At 36.0% G+C, this 16,602-nt stretch carries 12 protein-coding genes; 4 read left to right on the top strand and 8 right to left on the bottom strand.

The genetic code is table 11. From position 1 onward, the window contains the following. Window positions 1-104 precede the first annotated feature (104 nt). Together pnp and rpsO are read right to left on the bottom strand one after the other, a co-directional pair. Entirely contained in the window at window positions 105-2,390 is a 2,286-nt protein-coding gene (gene pnp, locus HGP29_RS16955) for a polyribonucleotide nucleotidyltransferase (RefSeq protein ID WP_168883622.1), read from the bottom strand. Between the two features lie 251 nt (window positions 2,391-2,641). Beyond that, window positions 2,642-2,917, bottom strand: coding sequence for a 30S ribosomal protein S15 (rpsO, locus tag HGP29_RS16950; RefSeq protein ID WP_168883621.1), 276 nt, complete (start codon window positions 2,915-2,917; stop codon window positions 2,642-2,644). Window positions 2,918-3,167: 250 nt separating this feature from the next. On the opposite strand from rpsO, the gene HGP29_RS16945 reads away from it, so the two are divergent. Continuing rightward, complete coding sequence (locus HGP29_RS16945; RefSeq protein ID WP_168883620.1) at window positions 3,168-4,580, top strand: methyltransferase RsmF C-terminal domain-like protein; 1,413 nt, start codon at window positions 3,168-3,170, stop codon at window positions 4,578-4,580. 45 nt (window positions 4,581-4,625) lie between these two features. On the opposite strand, the gene HGP29_RS16940 is transcribed toward HGP29_RS16945, so the two are convergent. The 4 genes from HGP29_RS16940 to dxs form a co-directional block, all read right to left on the bottom strand. Then, complete coding sequence (locus HGP29_RS16940; RefSeq protein WP_168883619.1) at window positions 4,626-4,994, bottom strand: MotA/TolQ/ExbB proton channel family protein; 369 nt, start codon at window positions 4,992-4,994, stop codon at window positions 4,626-4,628. A 699-nt stretch (window positions 4,995-5,693) separates the two neighbouring features. Beyond that, window positions 5,694-7,133, bottom strand: coding sequence for a Na+/H+ antiporter NhaC (gene nhaC / locus HGP29_RS16935; RefSeq protein ID WP_168883618.1), 1,440 nt, complete (start codon window positions 7,131-7,133; stop codon window positions 5,694-5,696). Window positions 7,134-7,298: 165 nt separating this feature from the next. Beyond that, the gene (locus tag HGP29_RS16930) at window positions 7,299-9,098 is read right to left on the bottom strand and encodes a GAF domain-containing protein (protein WP_168883617.1); all 1,800 of its coding nucleotides are present in this window, start codon (window positions 9,096-9,098) and stop codon (window positions 7,299-7,301) included. A gap of 105 nt (window positions 9,099-9,203) precedes the next feature. Beyond that, the gene (dxs, locus tag HGP29_RS16925) at window positions 9,204-11,147 is read right to left on the bottom strand and encodes a 1-deoxy-D-xylulose-5-phosphate synthase (RefSeq protein WP_168883616.1); all 1,944 of its coding nucleotides are present in this window, start codon (window positions 11,145-11,147) and stop codon (window positions 9,204-9,206) included. Window positions 11,148-11,506: 359 nt separating this feature from the next. Here dxs and leuC point away from each other — a divergent pair, with 359 nt between their 5' ends. Genes leuC through leuB form a run of 3 tightly spaced genes read left to right on the top strand, consistent with a single transcriptional unit; the run spans window position 11,507 to window position 14,659 of the window. Beyond that, window positions 11,507-12,907 (top strand): 3-isopropylmalate dehydratase large subunit, encoded by a 1,401-nt coding sequence (leuC, locus tag HGP29_RS16920; protein ID WP_168883615.1) that lies wholly within the window; start codon window positions 11,507-11,509, stop codon window positions 12,905-12,907. 24 nt (window positions 12,908-12,931) lie between these two features. Further along, window positions 12,932-13,528: a 3-isopropylmalate dehydratase small subunit gene (leuD, locus tag HGP29_RS16915; protein WP_168883614.1), complete on the top strand. Its 597-nt coding sequence runs from the start codon at window positions 12,932-12,934 to the stop codon at window positions 13,526-13,528. A gap of 42 nt (window positions 13,529-13,570) precedes the next feature. Beyond that, window positions 13,571-14,659, top strand: a complete 1,089-nt coding sequence (gene leuB, locus HGP29_RS16910) for a 3-isopropylmalate dehydrogenase (protein ID WP_168883613.1) — start codon at window positions 13,571-13,573, stop codon at window positions 14,657-14,659. A 118-nt stretch (window positions 14,660-14,777) separates the two neighbouring features. Here the strand turns inward: leuB and HGP29_RS16905 are convergent, their stop codons facing one another. Together HGP29_RS16905 and rimK are read right to left on the bottom strand one after the other, a co-directional pair. After that, complete coding sequence (locus HGP29_RS16905) at window positions 14,778-15,731, bottom strand: succinylglutamate desuccinylase/aspartoacylase family protein (RefSeq protein WP_168883612.1); 954 nt, start codon at window positions 15,729-15,731, stop codon at window positions 14,778-14,780. Continuing rightward, window positions 15,724-16,596: a 30S ribosomal protein S6--L-glutamate ligase gene (rimK, locus tag HGP29_RS16900; RefSeq protein ID WP_168883611.1), complete on the bottom strand. Its 873-nt coding sequence runs from the start codon at window positions 16,594-16,596 to the stop codon at window positions 15,724-15,726. Before rimK ends, HGP29_RS16905 begins: the two co-directional genes overlap by 8 nt. Between the last annotated feature and the right edge of the window lie 6 nt (window positions 16,597-16,602).

Raw genomic sequence — 16,602 nt, 5'->3', positions numbered from 1 at the left:
CATCCTACATAATTGACTTAAAAAAGACATAAAAAGTTTAGTAAATTCTCACAATATTTCATAAAAGTATTGGAGAACTTACTAAACTGTCTTTCAGTCGGTTATTATCTTCTATTGTAACCTCCGCGGCCACCATCACGGTCACCTCTGTTACCACCACGATTACCACCACGGTAACCACCTCTATCTCCTCTGTCACCTCTATCATGACGCTCTCTTCTCTCACGTGGAGGAGGAGGAGTATAACCTTCAGGCATTGGTAATAAAGCCTTACGAGATAATTTGAATTTACCTGTTTTAGGATCGATCTCTAATAACTTAACATCGATTTTGTCACCAACGTTCAAGATACCTTCAACACTATCTGTACGCTCCCAAGCGATTTCAGAAATGTGAAGAAGACCTTCTTTACCAGGCATAAATTCAACAAACGCACCAAATGGTTGTAATGACTTAATTGTACCAGGGTATGTTTCTCCTACTTCTGGTTGAGCAACAATCGCTTTTACACGACCTACTGCACCATCCATAGCTACTTTGTCAACAGCAAAGAAACTTACTTTACCTTGGTTTTCAACTTCCTCAATTACGATAGTTGCACCTGTATCTTTTTGGATCTCTTGGATTACTTTACCACCAGGTCCAATAACAGCACCAATTAAATCTTGAGGAATCATCATTACTGACGAGCGAGGAGCATGTGGTTTTAAATCTGGTCTAGATTCTTTGATCACATCATCCATGATTTCACGGATATGTGCTCTACCTCTGTTCGCTTGCTCTAATGCTTGCTTTAACACCTCATATGGAAGACCATCAACTTTGATATCCATTTGACATGCTGTAATACCTTTTTCAGTACCTGTTACTTTGAAGTCCATATCACCTAAGTGATCTTCGTCTCCTAAGATATCTGATAAGATAGCATATTTTAATTCACCTGTTTCAGGATCGTTTTCTGAGATCATACCCATTGCGATACCTGATACAGTACCAGTAATATTAACACCAGCATCCATAAGTGCTAATGAACCTGCACAAACTGTTGCCATTGAAGACGAACCGTTTGATTCTAGGATATCAGAAACGATACGGATTGTGTAAGGATTCTCGTTTTCTGGAGGAAGAACTCTTTCTAAAGCTCTGTGTCCTAAGTTACCGTGACCTACTTCTCTACGTCCAGGACCTCTGTTTGGTCTTACCTCACCAGTTGAGAAACCAGGGAAGTTGTAGTGAAGGATAAATTTACTTGTACCTGAACCCATTGCAGAATCCAACATTTGCTCGTCCATTTTAGTACCAAGCGTTACTGTTGTTAATGATTGAGTTTCACCACGAGTAAATAAAGCAGAACCATGTGCTGAAGGAAGTACATCTACTTCAGGAACGATTGGTCTTACTTCTTCCAAATCACGACCGTCTAAACGGTTTTGCGTGTTCAATACTAAATCACGAGAAGCTTTTTTCTCACATTTAGCAATGTAACGCTTGATTAATGGTAACTTCTCTTCAGTTTCTTCATCTTCTGGTAAAGATTCTAAGTAAGCTTTCTTCACCTCAGTGAAAGCTGCTTTACGCTCAGACTTACCTTTGATACCTTGAGATGCTACAGCATATAATTTATCATAAAGAGCAGTGAAAACTTGTTCTTTTAACTCCTCGTCTTCAACGTCGCCTACGAATTCTCTATATCCTTCAACGCCTACTGCTTCTCTTAATTCTACCTGGATTGCACACTGAGTTTTGATTGCTTCATGACCGACTTTAATTGCTTCGATCATTTCATCTTCACCCACTTCTTGCATTTCACCTTCTACCATTGTGATGTTTTCAGCAGTAGCACCGATCATTAGATCAAGTGTGCAACCTTCCATCTGTGCTGGTGTAGGGTTTACGATGTATTCACCGTTTGTATCTTTGATTACTCTTACCTCAGAGATAGGACCATCAAAAGGAATATCTGTAATAGATAAAGCTGCTGATGCTGCTAATGCCACTAAAGCATCTGGTAATGCATCTTGGTCTGCAGAAACCATTGTAATCATGATTTGAGTATCATGATAGTAATCTGATGGGAATAATGGACGGATTGCTCGGTCAACTAAACGAGAGATTAAGATCTCACGGTCACTTAAACGGCCTTCACGCTTTAAGAAACCACCAGGGATTTTACCTGCTGCAGCAAATTTCTCTTGATAATCTACTGAAAGAGGCAAAAAGTCAGCGCCATCTCTTTTTTCTGGGTTAGAAACAACAGTTGCTAAAAGCATTGTATTTCCCATACGCAAAACGATAGATCCGTCTGCTTGTCTTGCCATCTTACCTGTCTCTAGAGAGATCTCACGACCGTCAGGAAGAGCAACTGTTTTTTTAATCACGTTTTCAAACATCGTAATTGTGTTGTGTTTTGTTCTTTTCTACATCATAAAGCAGATATTTAAGGATCACGTCCTACCTGCTGTCAAAATTCGGCTAGTAAAAGCTTTCTTTTTCTAACTCAAAAATTTAGTGAATTTTTCGCGGATTAATCATTTTTCCTCCTTTTATTTCCATTTTTCAGTGAAAATTTATGAAGGGATTATACGCAAAAAGGGAATTCCAAAAATGGAATCCCCTGAGTGGTACTTTGTAACCAGAAAAATTACTTTCTGATTCCAAGTTCTTTAATGATTGCTCTGTAACGGTTGATGTCTTTTTTAGCAACATAGTCAAGCATCGAACGACGCTTACCTACTAATTTCATCAAACCTAGACGAGATGCGTGATCTTTCTTGTTTTGCTTTAAATGCTCAGTTAAGTGTGCAATACGCTTAGTAAATAAAGCGATTTGCGCTTCTGGTGAACCAGTGTCACCTTCTCCACCTTTACTATGCTTAGCAAAGATCTCTTTCTTGTACTCAGGGCTTAAATAATCCATAACCACAAATTAGTTTTGCGAAAAAACTTGAATTTCACGATGCTGATCCCTCTTGGCAGCGATTACCGCGTGCCGAAATCAGTAACACTCAATCCGTAGTATTTCGAATGATACATAAAATTTTCAGGGTGCAAAACTAAGTATCTTTTAGAAAAAATCCGAATAATATTCAACATATCAGTATTCATTAACGAAAAAACACAATATTCGTATTCTGAATCAGTATGATGATCATTAAACACCTCGGAATATGTCGAATAGATCTGAAAAGTTACCAAAGAAATTCACTGAACGTCTAAAAGGACAACTTTCTCCTGAAGACTTTGAAGCGTTCAATACAGCAATAGATGGAAGTGTACCTGTTTCCTATAGAGTAAACCCATTTAAGCCTGCTGATATTGAGTTCTCAGACACTACACCTGTACCTTGGTGTGATGAAGCAAAATATATTGCAAAAAGACCTTCTTTTGCCGAAGACCCTTTAATTTTTGCTGGAGCTTATTATGTACAAGAAGCTTCTTCTATGTTTTTGTGGAAAGCTTTAAAACAATATGCTCCTCTAGAAGAGGATATAAAAGTATTGGACTTATGTGCGGCTCCAGGAGGGAAAAGTACACTGATCAATTCATTAATTACTGAAAAAAGTCTTTTGGTTTCGAATGAGATCGTTGGTAAGCGTTCTTTGCCTCTGATTGATAACCTTGTTCGTTGGGGTAACCCCAATACTATTGTCACTGGTAATTATGCAGAGAGTTTTGCTCCTTTAAAAGAATATTTCGATGTCATCGTTACTGACGCACCTTGCTCAGGAGAAGGTATGTTTAGAAAAGACCCTAAAGCTTCAGAGCTGTGGTCACCATCACTTATTGATTCTTGTGCTTCTATTCAGACAGATATTGTAAATCATATACCATCTGCATTGAAACAAGGTGGTTTATATATTTATAGTACATGTACTTTTGCTCCTGAAGAAAATGAAAGACGCATTGAACAAATCCTTGAAACAGGAGAATTTGAGCCTTTAGATATTGACTTTGACCCAGAATGGGGTATTACTAAGATAGAGGTAGAAAAGGATGGTGAGAAAGCAACAGGATATCGTTTCATCTTCCATAAAACAAAAGGAGAGGGGTTATTTTTAGCTGCTTTTATGAAGAAAGGTGAACCTTCCCGTACTCAAAAGTTTAGTGTTTCTCCTAAAAAAATGAAAGGTGTTTTCATGGTGAGAAAACGAGAAGCAGAAGACTTAAGAAAATGGTTGGAGAATGGAAAAGATTACGAATTCTATCAAGATGAAAGAGAAGACGTTTTCGCCATTCCATCCCATATGGTTCAAGATTTCAAAATCATGAAGGTATCTCAAAAGGTAAGACATCAAGGTATTAAGATGGGAAAATTCAACAAAAAGAATAATCAATTAATACCTGATCATGAATTAGCTGTTTCTAATATTGTCGCAAAATCACTTCCAAGACAAGAAGTAGAATATAGAGATGCAATCAACTTCCTGAAGAAACAAGAAATGAGTATCAAGTCTATTCAAGGAGTAAAGGGTTGGGCAATTATCACCTACAAAGGTTTAGCCTTAGGTTGGGTAAAAGCTTTACCAAATCGATTAAACAACTATTATCCATCAGAACTTCGACTGAGAAAGGATGTATAAATAAATTAAAGGCTCACCCTTCTTAAAAGAGTGAGCCTTTATATTTTATTCTGATTTTGCTGTAGCTTGAATAATTAGTGAAGCCAGTCTACTAATTACAAACACCAAGAAACCATACAATGTTGTTATTGTTGAAACCTTGATACCTGCAGCTAATACTTCCATAGAAACACCACCTGCACTTTCAATGGCCATCATTGCACTAAATAAACCAATGATCTGTCCTAAAACACCAATGACCAAAGCTAACGTCCCTGCCTCTTTCATAAGATTTAAAGACTTTGCAGGTGAAAAAATACTAGTCGATACTTTCATGATTCTCATTACCATAAAAACCACCATGATAATACCTATGATGGAAATGGTATTCATAAACTCAAGACCACCCCAATAATATAACTCTGAAATACTCATAACTCAATTGTTTAATGATTAATGAATAACTCAAACCTACTTGGTAGATCGATTGTAAAAATAATATATCGATATATATGAGGTAATGAAGGAAATTCAATACGTTTTAAAAGATAAGTGATGTAAGAGGCAAGAGATGATTTGAAAGTAGTCCTATTTTGATGAACCGTCTACAAATTCAATCCATTCATCGATACTTTGTTATGAAATAGCTATAAAACAAAAATCTCTTTGGGTCAATATTTTTTTTGATAGAGAACAAAAGAGTTACATCACTTAAAAATGATTTTTGATAAGATATTGATTTAACGTTTTTAGTGTAATCCAAAATTTATCAAGAAGATTAGAACACAAAACCCTATAAAAACAAAAAAAGCTAGCTGAAGCAGCGAGCTCTTTCCTGTTAAACCTAATTTTATTAACCCATTATCAATCAAAAACGTTTAATGTTTTTTAATCTTTAATGTCTTATCTGATGTAAATGTAATAAAAAGTTTATTAATACAAACACTTTCTATGAATTTTTATTTACAAATATTAAATAAATACCATTTTAGACCCTAAAATTACGTTAAAAACGTGATTTTACTATGTAGGCTTTGTTATGTTTTAAAATGTTAGAGGCAAAAAAAAGTACTCCTCAATTTAGGAGTACTTCTTAAGTGTCTTTCAGTAAAATGTTAATAGGAACTTTTCATTCTACTTAGAGATTCTCTTTATTTTTATCTTAAATGCCGCAAACAATACAGTCATAATAGGACTTAAAAGATTGAAGAAACAATAAGGTAAGTAAGCCATTGTTGCTACACCTAAAACTGATGATTGTGCTACACCACAAGTGTTCCATGGTACAAGTACAGAAGTAACCGTTGCTGTATCTTCTAAAGTTCTACTTAAGTTTTCTGGAGCTAGTCCTTTTTCTTTAAAAGCTTCGGCATACATTTTACCAGGTACAACGATAGAAAGGTATTGATCAGAAGCTGTAGTATTAAAGAAAATACAAGTACCTGCCACTGATGCAAACAAACCCGTTTCGCTTGTTACATTCTTAATAATAGTAGAAGTAATCTTTTCTAGCATTCCTGTAACTTCCATTGCTCCACCAAATCCCATGGCTACGATAATAAGCCAAATTGTTCCTAACATCCCGGCCATACCACTTGATCCTAACAACTCAGAAACAATCTGATTATCTGATTCAATTGAGAATCCTTCATACATTGCTTTCATAAATACCATGTATGTTGCTTGCCATCCTGTTTCACCACCTGCGATAACTGTCACTGCTGTTGGTTGAAGGAAAATACCAATAATAGCTCCTGTAAGCGTACCAACAAATAATGCTGGCAATGCTGGTACCTTCTTTATAATCATAAATACTACGATTGCAGGTACAACAAAAAGAACAGGTGAAATATAAAATGCTTTATCTAAAGCGACTAATACAGATTTCACATTATCTTGTGAAATTTCTGAGTCATAGCCGAAACCAATAATCAAAAATAAGATCGATGCAATAGTAAACGACGGTAAGGTTGTATACACCATGTATCTGATATGTGTAAACAAGTCTGTTCCAGCTACAGCAGGAGCAAGGTTTGTTGTATCTGATAATGGTGACATCTTATCGCCAAAATATGCTCCAGAGATAATAGCACCAGCTACTAACCCTTCTGGCATGCCCAATGCTTTACCGATACCCAATAATGCAATACCAACAGTAGCAATTGTAGACCAAGATGATCCTGTGGCTACTGAAACAATAGCACAGATAATTACTGTTGCTACCAAAAATATTGTTGGATTTAGGATTTGAAGACCATAATAGACCATTGCGGGTACAATTCCACTTAATAACCAAGCTCCTGATAAAGCTCCAATCATTAATAGAATTAAAATAGAAGACATCGCTGCACTAATACTATCGACGACTCCATTCATCAATGTATCAAACGACATTTTTAATCTAAAAAATGCGATTATTCCAACGACAGCAGTAGCTAATAAAAGAGCAATTTGATTCGAACCTGCTAATCCGTCATCTCCAAATACCATTACGTTAGCACCTAATAGTATCACCAGAAAGATAATTGGTATAATAGATTCCAATAATGAAGGTTGTTTCTGTTGTGAACTCATAGTTATTTGTTAATAAGACTTCAATGTCATAAAGGATATTCCTCGTTAAATAATTGTTGGCAGTAAAACTAACAAAAAGGGATGTGAATACAACTTTTGGTAAGTAAGTATTCACATCCTTAAATATTAATGATTAAATTTTTGTTATAATCTTAGAAAAATATCTTAATTCTCAACTCCTTCATTAATAATGGATTCGAGTTCTCTAATTCTCTCTTTTTGCTCCATTAACTTTTCTTCCATCTTAATTACTACTCTCGAAGTATTCATATCGGCAATACTTGAAGCAATGATTTCTGATAGGTTTTCTAAGAAGCTTACCTGATACTCATCGAAAGTATTGAAAGAAGAAATTTCCAATATTCCATACATTTTATCAGCATAAATAAGAGGCAAGATGATAAGACATTTTGGTTTAGCTCCACCCATACCAGAAGTGATATTGACATAATCACTAGGTACATCTTCAATGTATACCATTTGCTTTTCTTTATATACTTGTCCCAATAAACCTGTTTCAACATCGAACTGTCTATTTTCGTAACGCTTTTTATCGTAAGCATATAAAGCGACTAGATCTAATACAGGCTCTTTTCCTAAATCATCTTTTATAAGAATAAAGGTACCTTGACTAGCATCAACATAGTGCATGATATTTCTTAGAAGGTTATCATACCACTCTGAATCAGAATCTAGTTTATCTCTTAGTAATTGGGAGAATTTCGCCATACCATTTGTCACCCAATTACGTTTATGTTCTAACTCCTGAACCGCCTTAAATCGATTCCTCATCTTTAATAAATCTTTGGCTAAAGGAGTTGTTTCAAATTTCTTTTCATATTGAACATCTATTTCGCCATTTCCAACTTTTACTGAAAAGTTATGAGCAGCGTTTAATTGTTCATCTATTTCGTAGAAGTGAGTGGAGATATCAGAGATTTCATCATATTCCTCTACTTCTTCTTTCTTTATTTTCGTTAATGATTCACCTTTTGAAAGTTTACCAGAAATCAACTGCATAAATGTGAATCTCTTTTCTAGAATTCTTGAGAAATTAAAAACGAACCAAGATAGAATAATTGATTGTATCACAAAGATGACAACAAATAACCCCAACATCCATCTTAGGTATTCTTCATTAGAAGATGAAATATTCTCAGAAAGGTTTAATAATCGAGAATTGATCTTTTCTTGCAGGTCTGATACCGACTTCATTAAACCAGCACTTTGTCCTTTACCAATCACCTTCATAAGGTCTACCACTTTGTGCATGCCAAACTGATACCCTGCCAAACTCGCTCTTAACTCTCTTACATCCTGCTCGCTTAATGCTTCCTTTTTTGAATCTTGGTACAATTGAACAATGTGTGCTTCAAAATCTTCGACACTTTCATCAAACATTCTTAAGTATTTTGAGTCTCCTCTAAGAAGAAAGTCTTTTTCGTTTCTTCTCATTGTTAGTAAAAGCCCTTGATTGAGATCGATTTCAGAATTTTCAATTTTATGTACTTTAGACCTCATATTTCCGATCATGCCCCAATCTTTATATCCTAGATCTAGGAACTTTCGCATTAGGAAGTCTTGCTCAGCTTTTAACAATTCAAGATCAGAACGGAGTAATTCTATCTCTTTTGCTCTAGGGTCATTAAGTGACTCCATCTTTTTCCTCACTTCTTCTACAGTGAAAAGAGCAGAGTCAAGTAGGTGTACTGAACGAGAGGTATTTGTACTCTTTCTATTTTTATAGAAATCACTACTTGATAAATCTTCCAATAGGAAATTCTTAAAATATATTTCCGATTCGGTATAAATTGAACTACATGATCCGAATTGTTCAGAAAGACTATTTGTTTCGATCAAAGATCGTGTACCAAAAAACACTGCTCCTAATGTAAACAGGAGTAATGTAGTGTTAATTATAAATAACACGAGGAGTCGGAAACGAACAGTCTTGTGAAATATCATAATGAAATTATCTTGTTAAATCTATCCTCAAAAAAATAAGGACTGCTAAAAGCTATGCTTTTAAAACAGTCCTTACTTCAAAAATATTGCCTCAATAGATATTTCTTACTTACTTTTTTCTAAAACATCTACGGATTTTTTCACTTTCTCTGATAAATTGACTACTGCATTGAAGATTCCTTCGTGGTCGAAACCTGCTTCAGCTTGTAATTCAATTTGTTCACCATGTTCGATAATAGTATCAGGAATACCTAATCGAACAACTTTCTTATTCATGATCTGACGATCCATTACCCACTCTAAGATTGCAGATCCAAAACCACCTTGAAGACAACCATCTTCAATAGTTATTACCTTATCAAATTTAGCAAAGACTTCTTCGAGCATTTCCTCGTCTAGTGGCTTTACAAAACGCATATCGTAATGGGCAGGGTTCAATCCGGCAGCTTGGAATCTATCTCTTAATTGAACAACGTAATTACCAATGTGTCCAAAAGTAAGAATCGCTACTTCTTCACCATCTTGAATTTTACGGCCTTTACCTACTTCAATATTTTCCATAGGCACTCTCCACTCTGGCATCACACCCTGACCTCTTGGGTATCTGATACAGAAAGGTGAAGTTCTATGATCTACTGCTGTCTTCATTAAATGACGAAGTTCAGCTTCATTCATAGGTGCTGCGACTACCAAGTTTGGTATACAACGCATAAAAGCAATATCGTAAGCTCCATGGTGTGTTGCTCCATCTGCTCCTGCAAAACCTGCTCTATCTAAAGTGAAAATTACAGGAAGATTTTGGATACAAGCATCATGGATCACTTGATCATATGCTCTTTGCATGAAAGAGGAATAGATATTACAGAAAGGAATCATACCTTCTGCTGCTAAACCTGCCGCAAATGTGACAGCATGTTGTTCAGCAATACCTACATCAATAGCTCTATCAGGCATTTCTTTCATCATGATATTTAATGAACTTCCTGAAGGCATTGCAGGTGTAATACCCATAATTTTATCGTTCTCTCTAGCCATCTCTAAGATAGTCTCGCCAAAGACTACTTGATATTTTGGAGGCTGTGGAGTGGTATATACTTTTTTCTTTATCTCTCCAGTAAGTTTATCAAACTTACCAGGTGCATGCCATTTGGTCTGATCTTTTTCTGCTAATGCATATCCTTTACCTTTTACAGTAACAGCATGGAGAATTTTTGGTCCTGGTATATTTTTCAGATCATCTAAAACATGAACCAAATGGTTGATGTCATGACCATCTACCGGGCCAAAATAACGAAGACCTAATGCTTCGAATAAATTACTTTGCTCTAATAATGCTGATTTTAAAGCATTTTCTGCTGCAGATACTGCTTGTTGAGCATGTGGGCCAATTTTCTTTACTTTTCCCAACATGTTCCATACTTCCTCTCTCAATTTATTATACATAGGAGAGGTAGTAATATCAGTAAGATAGTCTTTCAATGCTCCTTGGTTAGGATCAATGGCCATTCTATTATCATTTAAGATAATTAGAATGTTTGCATCTGATGCTCCTGCGTGATTCATGGCTTCAAAAGCCATACCTGCAGTCATGGAGCCATCACCTATCACAGCAATGTGCATTCTATCATGTTCGCCTTTTTCTTTGGAAGCAATCGCCATACCCAAAGCAGCACTGATAGATGTAGAAGAGTGACCTACACCAAATGTATCATACTCACTTTCGTCTCTTTTAGGGAACCCTGAAAGTCCACCATACTGACGGTTGGTATGAAAATCATCTCTTCTTCCTGTTAGTATTTTATGGTTATACGCCTGATGACCAACATCCCAAACGATGCGATCATATGGAGTATTATATACATAATGTAAAGCTACAGAAAGCTCAGTAACTCCAAGACTTGCTCCGAAGTGACCACCATAGATAGAAACATTATCTATGATAAACTCACGTAACTCTTCACACACTTGATAAAGTTTATCAAGAGGAAGTTTTCGCAAATCACTTGGTGCGTCTATTTTCGCTAGGAGTTCACCTGGTTGAATAAGCATAACTTTACTGTTAAATTAGTACTTAAATTGTAGTTCTGAAATCGTAATTATAAACCGAAACGAGTTTTAAAAAATTACGTAGTAAACTAAATTTGACATGATTATCACTTAAAATGTGTGGTAATCTATCATAAACTTAAACAAAATCTTGGAAAGAAAACTTACTGCTGATAGTAATTGTTTTCAATAACCAAGACTTTATGGGGGATTAGGCAAAAATAATACAAAGATTTAGGTCTTTACTAATTCCTAGTCAAATAGTTCTAAATTTCAATAAAAAAACAACTTCAACATTAAGTAAATCAGTTTTTTAGAGCTTAACAGATAGTAAAATCGAGAATTATTTAAAAGATAGATACATGAGCAACAACAAACCGAGAACACTATTCGAAAAGGTATGGGATAGTCACGTCGTTCAAAGAAAAGAAAATTACCCTGATGTACTTTACATCGATACGCATTTCATTCATGAAGTAACCAGTCCACAAGCATTTAATGGACTGAGAGGTAGAGGTATTCAGCTTGCTCGTGTAGACCAAACTTGGGGTACTGCAGATCATAATGTTCCAACAAAAGATCAGCATTTACCTATTAAAGAGGCATTATCTAGACACCAAGTAGAGACTTTAACAAAAAACTGTGATGAGTTTGGAGTAAAGCTTTACGGATTGGGTCACCCTTTTCAAGGTATCGTTCACGTTATCGGACCAGAATTAGGAGTTACTCAACCAGGTAAAACAATTGTTTGTGGTGATAGCCACACCTCTACTCATGGTGCTTTTGGTTCAATTGCGTTTGGAATCGGAACATCACAAGTAGAACAAGTAATGTCTTCTCAATGTACTTTACAAAACAAACCAAAAGCAATGCGTATCGTTGTGGATGGTGAGTTACAAGAAGGTGTGAGTGCAAAAGACATCGTATTATATATTATCTCAAAATTATCTGCATCTGGTGGTACAGGTTATTTTATTGAGTTTGCTGGTTCTGCCATCCGTAATTTATCTATGGAAGGTAGAATGACAGTTTGTAACATGAGTATCGAAATGGGTGCTCGTGGTGGTATTATCGCACCAGATCAAACTACTTTCGATTACCTAGAAGGAAGAGAATTTTCTCCAAAAGGTGAAGAATGGGAAAAGTCAGTAGCCTACTGGAGCAGTCTTCCTACAGACGAAGGTGCTACTTTTGATGCTGAATTCGTTTATAATGCTGCTGATATTGCACCAATGGTTACTTATGGTACTAACCCAGGTATGGGTGTTGGTGTTGATAGTTCTGTACCAACTCCTGAGAGTGAGTCAGATAAAAAAGCATTAGAATACATGGGCTTAGAAGAAGGTGAATCTTTAATCGGTAAGCCAATTGACTATGTATTTATTGGTAGCTGTACCAATGCTCGTATTGAGGATTTAAGAGCTGTTGCTGAATTTGTAAAAGGCAAGAAGAAGGCTGATGGTGTAAATGTTTGGATCGTTCCAGGTTCAAAACAAGTAGAAAAACAAGCGATTGCAGAAGGCTTAGACAAAGTATATGCTGAAGCTGGTTTTGAACTACGCGAGCCAGGTTGTTCTGCTTGTTTAGGTATGAACGAAGATAAAGTTCCTGCAGGTTTATACTGTATCTCTACATCAAACAGAAACTTTGAAGGTAGACAAGGACCTGGAGCTAGAACGTTATTAGCTTCTCCGTTAACTGCTGCTGCTGCTGCCGTAAACGGTCATATTGTAGACATTAGAAAAGAGTTAACGACTGCTTAATCCACCTAAAGAAGAAATAATCAAATGAAATATATAAAATCAACTTGCGTTCCATTAAACATTGAGAACGTTGATACTGACCAAATCATCCCTGCTCGTTTCTTAAAAGCTACAACTAAAGAAGGCTTTGGAGATAACCTTTTTAGAGATTGGAGATATGACAAGCAAGAGCAACCGATTGCCGATTTCGTATTAAACCAAGATACTTATAAAGGTGAAGTTCTTGTTGCAGGTAAAAACTTTGGTTGTGGTTCATCTCGTGAACATGCAGCTTGGGCTATTGGTGACTATGGTTTCAAGATCGTTGTATCAAGTTTCTTTGCTGATATTTTTAAGGGAAATGCCTTAAACAATGGTATTCTTCCTTTAGTGGTTTCAGAAGAGTTCTTAGCAGAATTATTTGCAGATATCGAAGCAGATCCTTCTACTTCTCTTGAAGTAGATTTAGAAACACAAAAAGCATGGATTTCAGGAAAAGAAGATAACAAACAATCTTTTGAAATCGATGATTATAAAAAAATGTGTTTGATTAATGGATATGACGATATTGATTATTTATTAAGCTTGAAAGATGAGATTGCCAAATATGAGGCAAACAGAGCTTATACTTTCAATGTGTAATCAATTACGACTCAAACAAATTCCAAAATCTACAATACAATAATGAAAAAGAAAATTACAGTGATGGCCGGTGACGGTATCGGATTAGAAGTTACAGGTATCACTCAAAATATATTAGGAATCATTGGTGAGCGTTTCGGACATGAGTTCGAATTCACTCCAGCATTGATTGGTCACTCAGCGATCGAAGCAACAGGAGAACCTTGTCCTCAAGAAACAATTGACACTTGTAAGGCTTCAGATGCTGTACTTCTTGGTGCAGTAGGTATGCCGATGTACGACAATAACCCTAACTTAAAAGTACGTCCTGAGCAAGGTCTACTTAAAATCCGTAAGGAATTAGGTTTATTCTCTAACATCCGTCCAATCAAGCTTTTTGATGAGTTATTATATACTTCATCTATCAAGCCTGAGATTCTTCAAGGTTCTGATATTATTTTCTTCCGCGAATTAACTGGTGGTATCTATTTCGGTACTCCTCGTGAGCGTAATGAAGATGGTACTGAAGCGATCGATACACTTCGTTATTCTAAAATGGAAGTAGAGCGTATCGCTCGTCAAGCATTCGAATCAGCTATGACTCGTCGTAAGAAATTATGTTCTGTTGATAAAGCGAACGTTCTTGAGTCTTCTCGTTTATGGAGAGAAACAGTGCAAGAATTATCTTCTGAATACCCTGAAGTAGAAGTTACACATATGTTTATCGATAACGCTGCTATGCAGTTGATTAGAGATCCAAAACAATTTGATGTAATTGTAACGGGTAACATGTTTGGTGATATTCTTACGGATGAAGCTTCTCAAATTGCAGGTTCTATGGGTATGTTACCTTCTGCTTCTGTGGGGTCAGAAATCGGACTATACGAGCCAATTCACGGTTCAGCTCCAGACATCGCAGGAAAAGGAATTGCTAACCCAATTGCTTCTGTTTTATCAGGTGCATTAATGCTAGATATTTCTTTCGGCATGAAAGATGAAAGCGATGCTATTATCAGTGCAGTAGACCAATTCTTAAAAGAAGGTTACAGAACTACTGATATCGCTACAGATGAAACTCCTGAAGACAAGAGAATGAATACTGAAGCTACAGGTAAAAAGCTTGCTGAACTTTTATCTGCAGTAACTGCATAGTTAAAGATCAGTAAATAGTAATAATAAAAAAGCCTGACTCTTAAAAAGAGATCAGGCTTTTACTATTTATACAACCTTTTTAATCAGAGTCACTAATTAAGTTTGAATAGAAATCCTTCTATTCATGTTTTACACTCACATGGTAAATAGCATCACCTCTATTTACATTGGGAGCTGTGTTTAATCCGAAAATATAGCAGTCAAAAGGTGCATATATTTTCTTTTCAAACTCTCCGAAGGGGTCTGAGACCCTACCAATCAATGTCTTTTTAGTTACGAATTGACCATTTTTTACCATTGATTCGAAGATTCCTGAATAAGGCGCTCTTAGCCATTTACTCTTCTTAATTAATACTGAGTCTTGCTTTATTTCCACATCGCCCTCATGCATATTCAGGTATTTCATAACATTCAACGCTCCATTTACGCCAATTGATATCACATCGTTATCTAAATGAAGCGATTTACCTCCTTCAAATAGAATAATGGGTTTTCCCATCTTGTGAATCGTTTCTCGGATAGAATGATGAATATATTTTGAATGCATCATATAGGGAGCTCCAAAAACTTTAGCTAATGAGAACTCTACCTTATCATCAAAATTGCAACGTATATTAGGGTAGTTACTTCTATCCGCACCACCTGTATGAAAATCTAATACACAATCAACATAAGGAGCGATTTCCTTTGTGAATTTATTTGCAAACTGACTAGCTAAAGATCCTCTTGATGACCCAGGGAAAACCCTGTTTAAGTCTCTGCCATCAGGAAATGCTCTTGTTAGATTTAGATAACCAAAAACGTTAAAGACTGGAATACATATTACTGTTCCACTTTTAGGCTTATTGATTTTCTTTCTGATTATATCTCTAACGATCGCGACACCGTTAGATTCATCTCCATGTACTCCTCCAAGTAGCAATAAAACAGGGCCATCTTTCTTCCCTCTTTCAACAATCACTGGTACTTTTAAGCTATTTCGAGTATGAAGTTTTGCCACTTCTAACTCAAGGATAGCACCTTTGCCTTTTTTTATCTCTGTACCTAATAAGACAAATTTATCATTAGACATTTCTTTCTAGATATTTAATAATCTCTTTTGCGATATCAATATTTGTCGCATTTTCGATTCCCTCCAACCCAGGAGATGAATTTACTTCTAGAACCAAAGGTCCATTTTTAGATTGCAACATATCCACACCGGCAACTCCAAGTCCCATTGCCTTGGTAGCCTTTAATGCTGTAAGCTCTTCTTCATTGGATAATTCTATTAATTGTGCACTTCCACCTCTATGTAGGTTCGAACGAAATTCGCCTTCTTTGCCCTGACGTTTCATTGCTCCTACAACTCTACCATCAACAACAAAAGCACGTATATCAGCTCCACCTGATTCTTTAATAAATTGTTGAGCAATAACTCTTGCTTTTAGCCCATTAAAAGCTTCTATTACTGATTTAGCTGCGTTTTTAGTTTCTGCTAATACAACACCTAAACCTTGTGTTCCTTCTAATAATTTTAGAATTAACGGTGCACCTCCTACAGATTCAATTACATGGTCAACATCTTTTGCGTAGTTAGTGAACACCGTTTTTGGTAAACCTACCCCTGCCTTAGCAAGGATCTGTAAACTTCTAAGTTTATCTCTTGAGTTAGCCAATGCTTGAGAGTCTACTGCAGAGAATACCTGCATCATCTCAAATTGACGTACTACAGCCGTACCGTAAAATGTTACAGAAGAGCCAATTCTTGGGATAATAGCATCAACATCATCTAAGTAACTTCCATTGTAGAATATTCTAGGACTTTTCTTTTCTAATTCGATAGTACATTTTAGATGGTCTACAATGATAGCTTCATGCCCCATTCGCTCTGCAGCTTCTACTAGACGTTTTGTAGAATATAAGTTTGTGTTTCTAGAAAGGATGGCAATTTTCATTTTAGT

It is taken from the genome of Flammeovirga agarivorans, assembly GCF_012641475.1.
GTDB lineage: Bacteria > Bacteroidota > Bacteroidia > Cytophagales > Flammeovirgaceae > Flammeovirga > Flammeovirga agarivorans.
The sequence above is the reverse complement of the archived record's forward strand: the minus strand, read 5'-3'. Positions and strand labels throughout refer to the sequence as shown.

Bases quoted from the DNA above. Each gene is read 5' to 3' on its own strand.
- HGP29_RS16945 (WP_168883620.1), top strand. From the start codon at position 3,168: ATGTCGAATAGATCTGAAAAGTTACCAAAGAAATTCACTGAACGTCTA.
- HGP29_RS16930 (WP_168883617.1), bottom strand. From the start codon at position 9,098: ATGATATTTCACAAGACTGTTCGTTTCCGACTCCTCGTGTTATTTATA.
- rimK (WP_168883611.1), bottom strand. From the start codon at position 16,596: ATGAAAATTGCCATCCTTTCTAGAAACACAAACTTATATTCTACAAAA.
- leuB (WP_168883613.1), top strand. From the start codon at position 13,571: ATGAAAAAGAAAATTACAGTGATGGCCGGTGACGGTATCGGATTAGAA.
- nhaC (WP_168883618.1), bottom strand. From the start codon at position 7,133: ATGAGTTCACAACAGAAACAACCTTCATTATTGGAATCTATTATACCA.
- HGP29_RS16905 (WP_168883612.1), bottom strand. From the start codon at position 15,731: ATGTCTAATGATAAATTTGTCTTATTAGGTACAGAGATAAAAAAAGGC.
- HGP29_RS16940 (WP_168883619.1), bottom strand. From the start codon at position 4,994: ATGAGTATTTCAGAGTTATATTATTGGGGTGGTCTTGAGTTTATGAAT.
- rpsO (WP_168883621.1), bottom strand. From the start codon at position 2,917: ATGGATTATTTAAGCCCTGAGTACAAGAAAGAGATCTTTGCTAAGCAT.
- leuC (WP_168883615.1), top strand. From the start codon at position 11,507: ATGAGCAACAACAAACCGAGAACACTATTCGAAAAGGTATGGGATAGT.
- leuD (WP_168883614.1), top strand. From the start codon at position 12,932: ATGAAATATATAAAATCAACTTGCGTTCCATTAAACATTGAGAACGTT.
- pnp (WP_168883622.1), bottom strand. From the start codon at position 2,390: ATGTTTGAAAACGTGATTAAAAAAACAGTTGCTCTTCCTGACGGTCGT.
- dxs (WP_168883616.1), bottom strand. From the start codon at position 11,147: ATGCTTATTCAACCAGGTGAACTCCTAGCGAAAATAGACGCACCAAGT.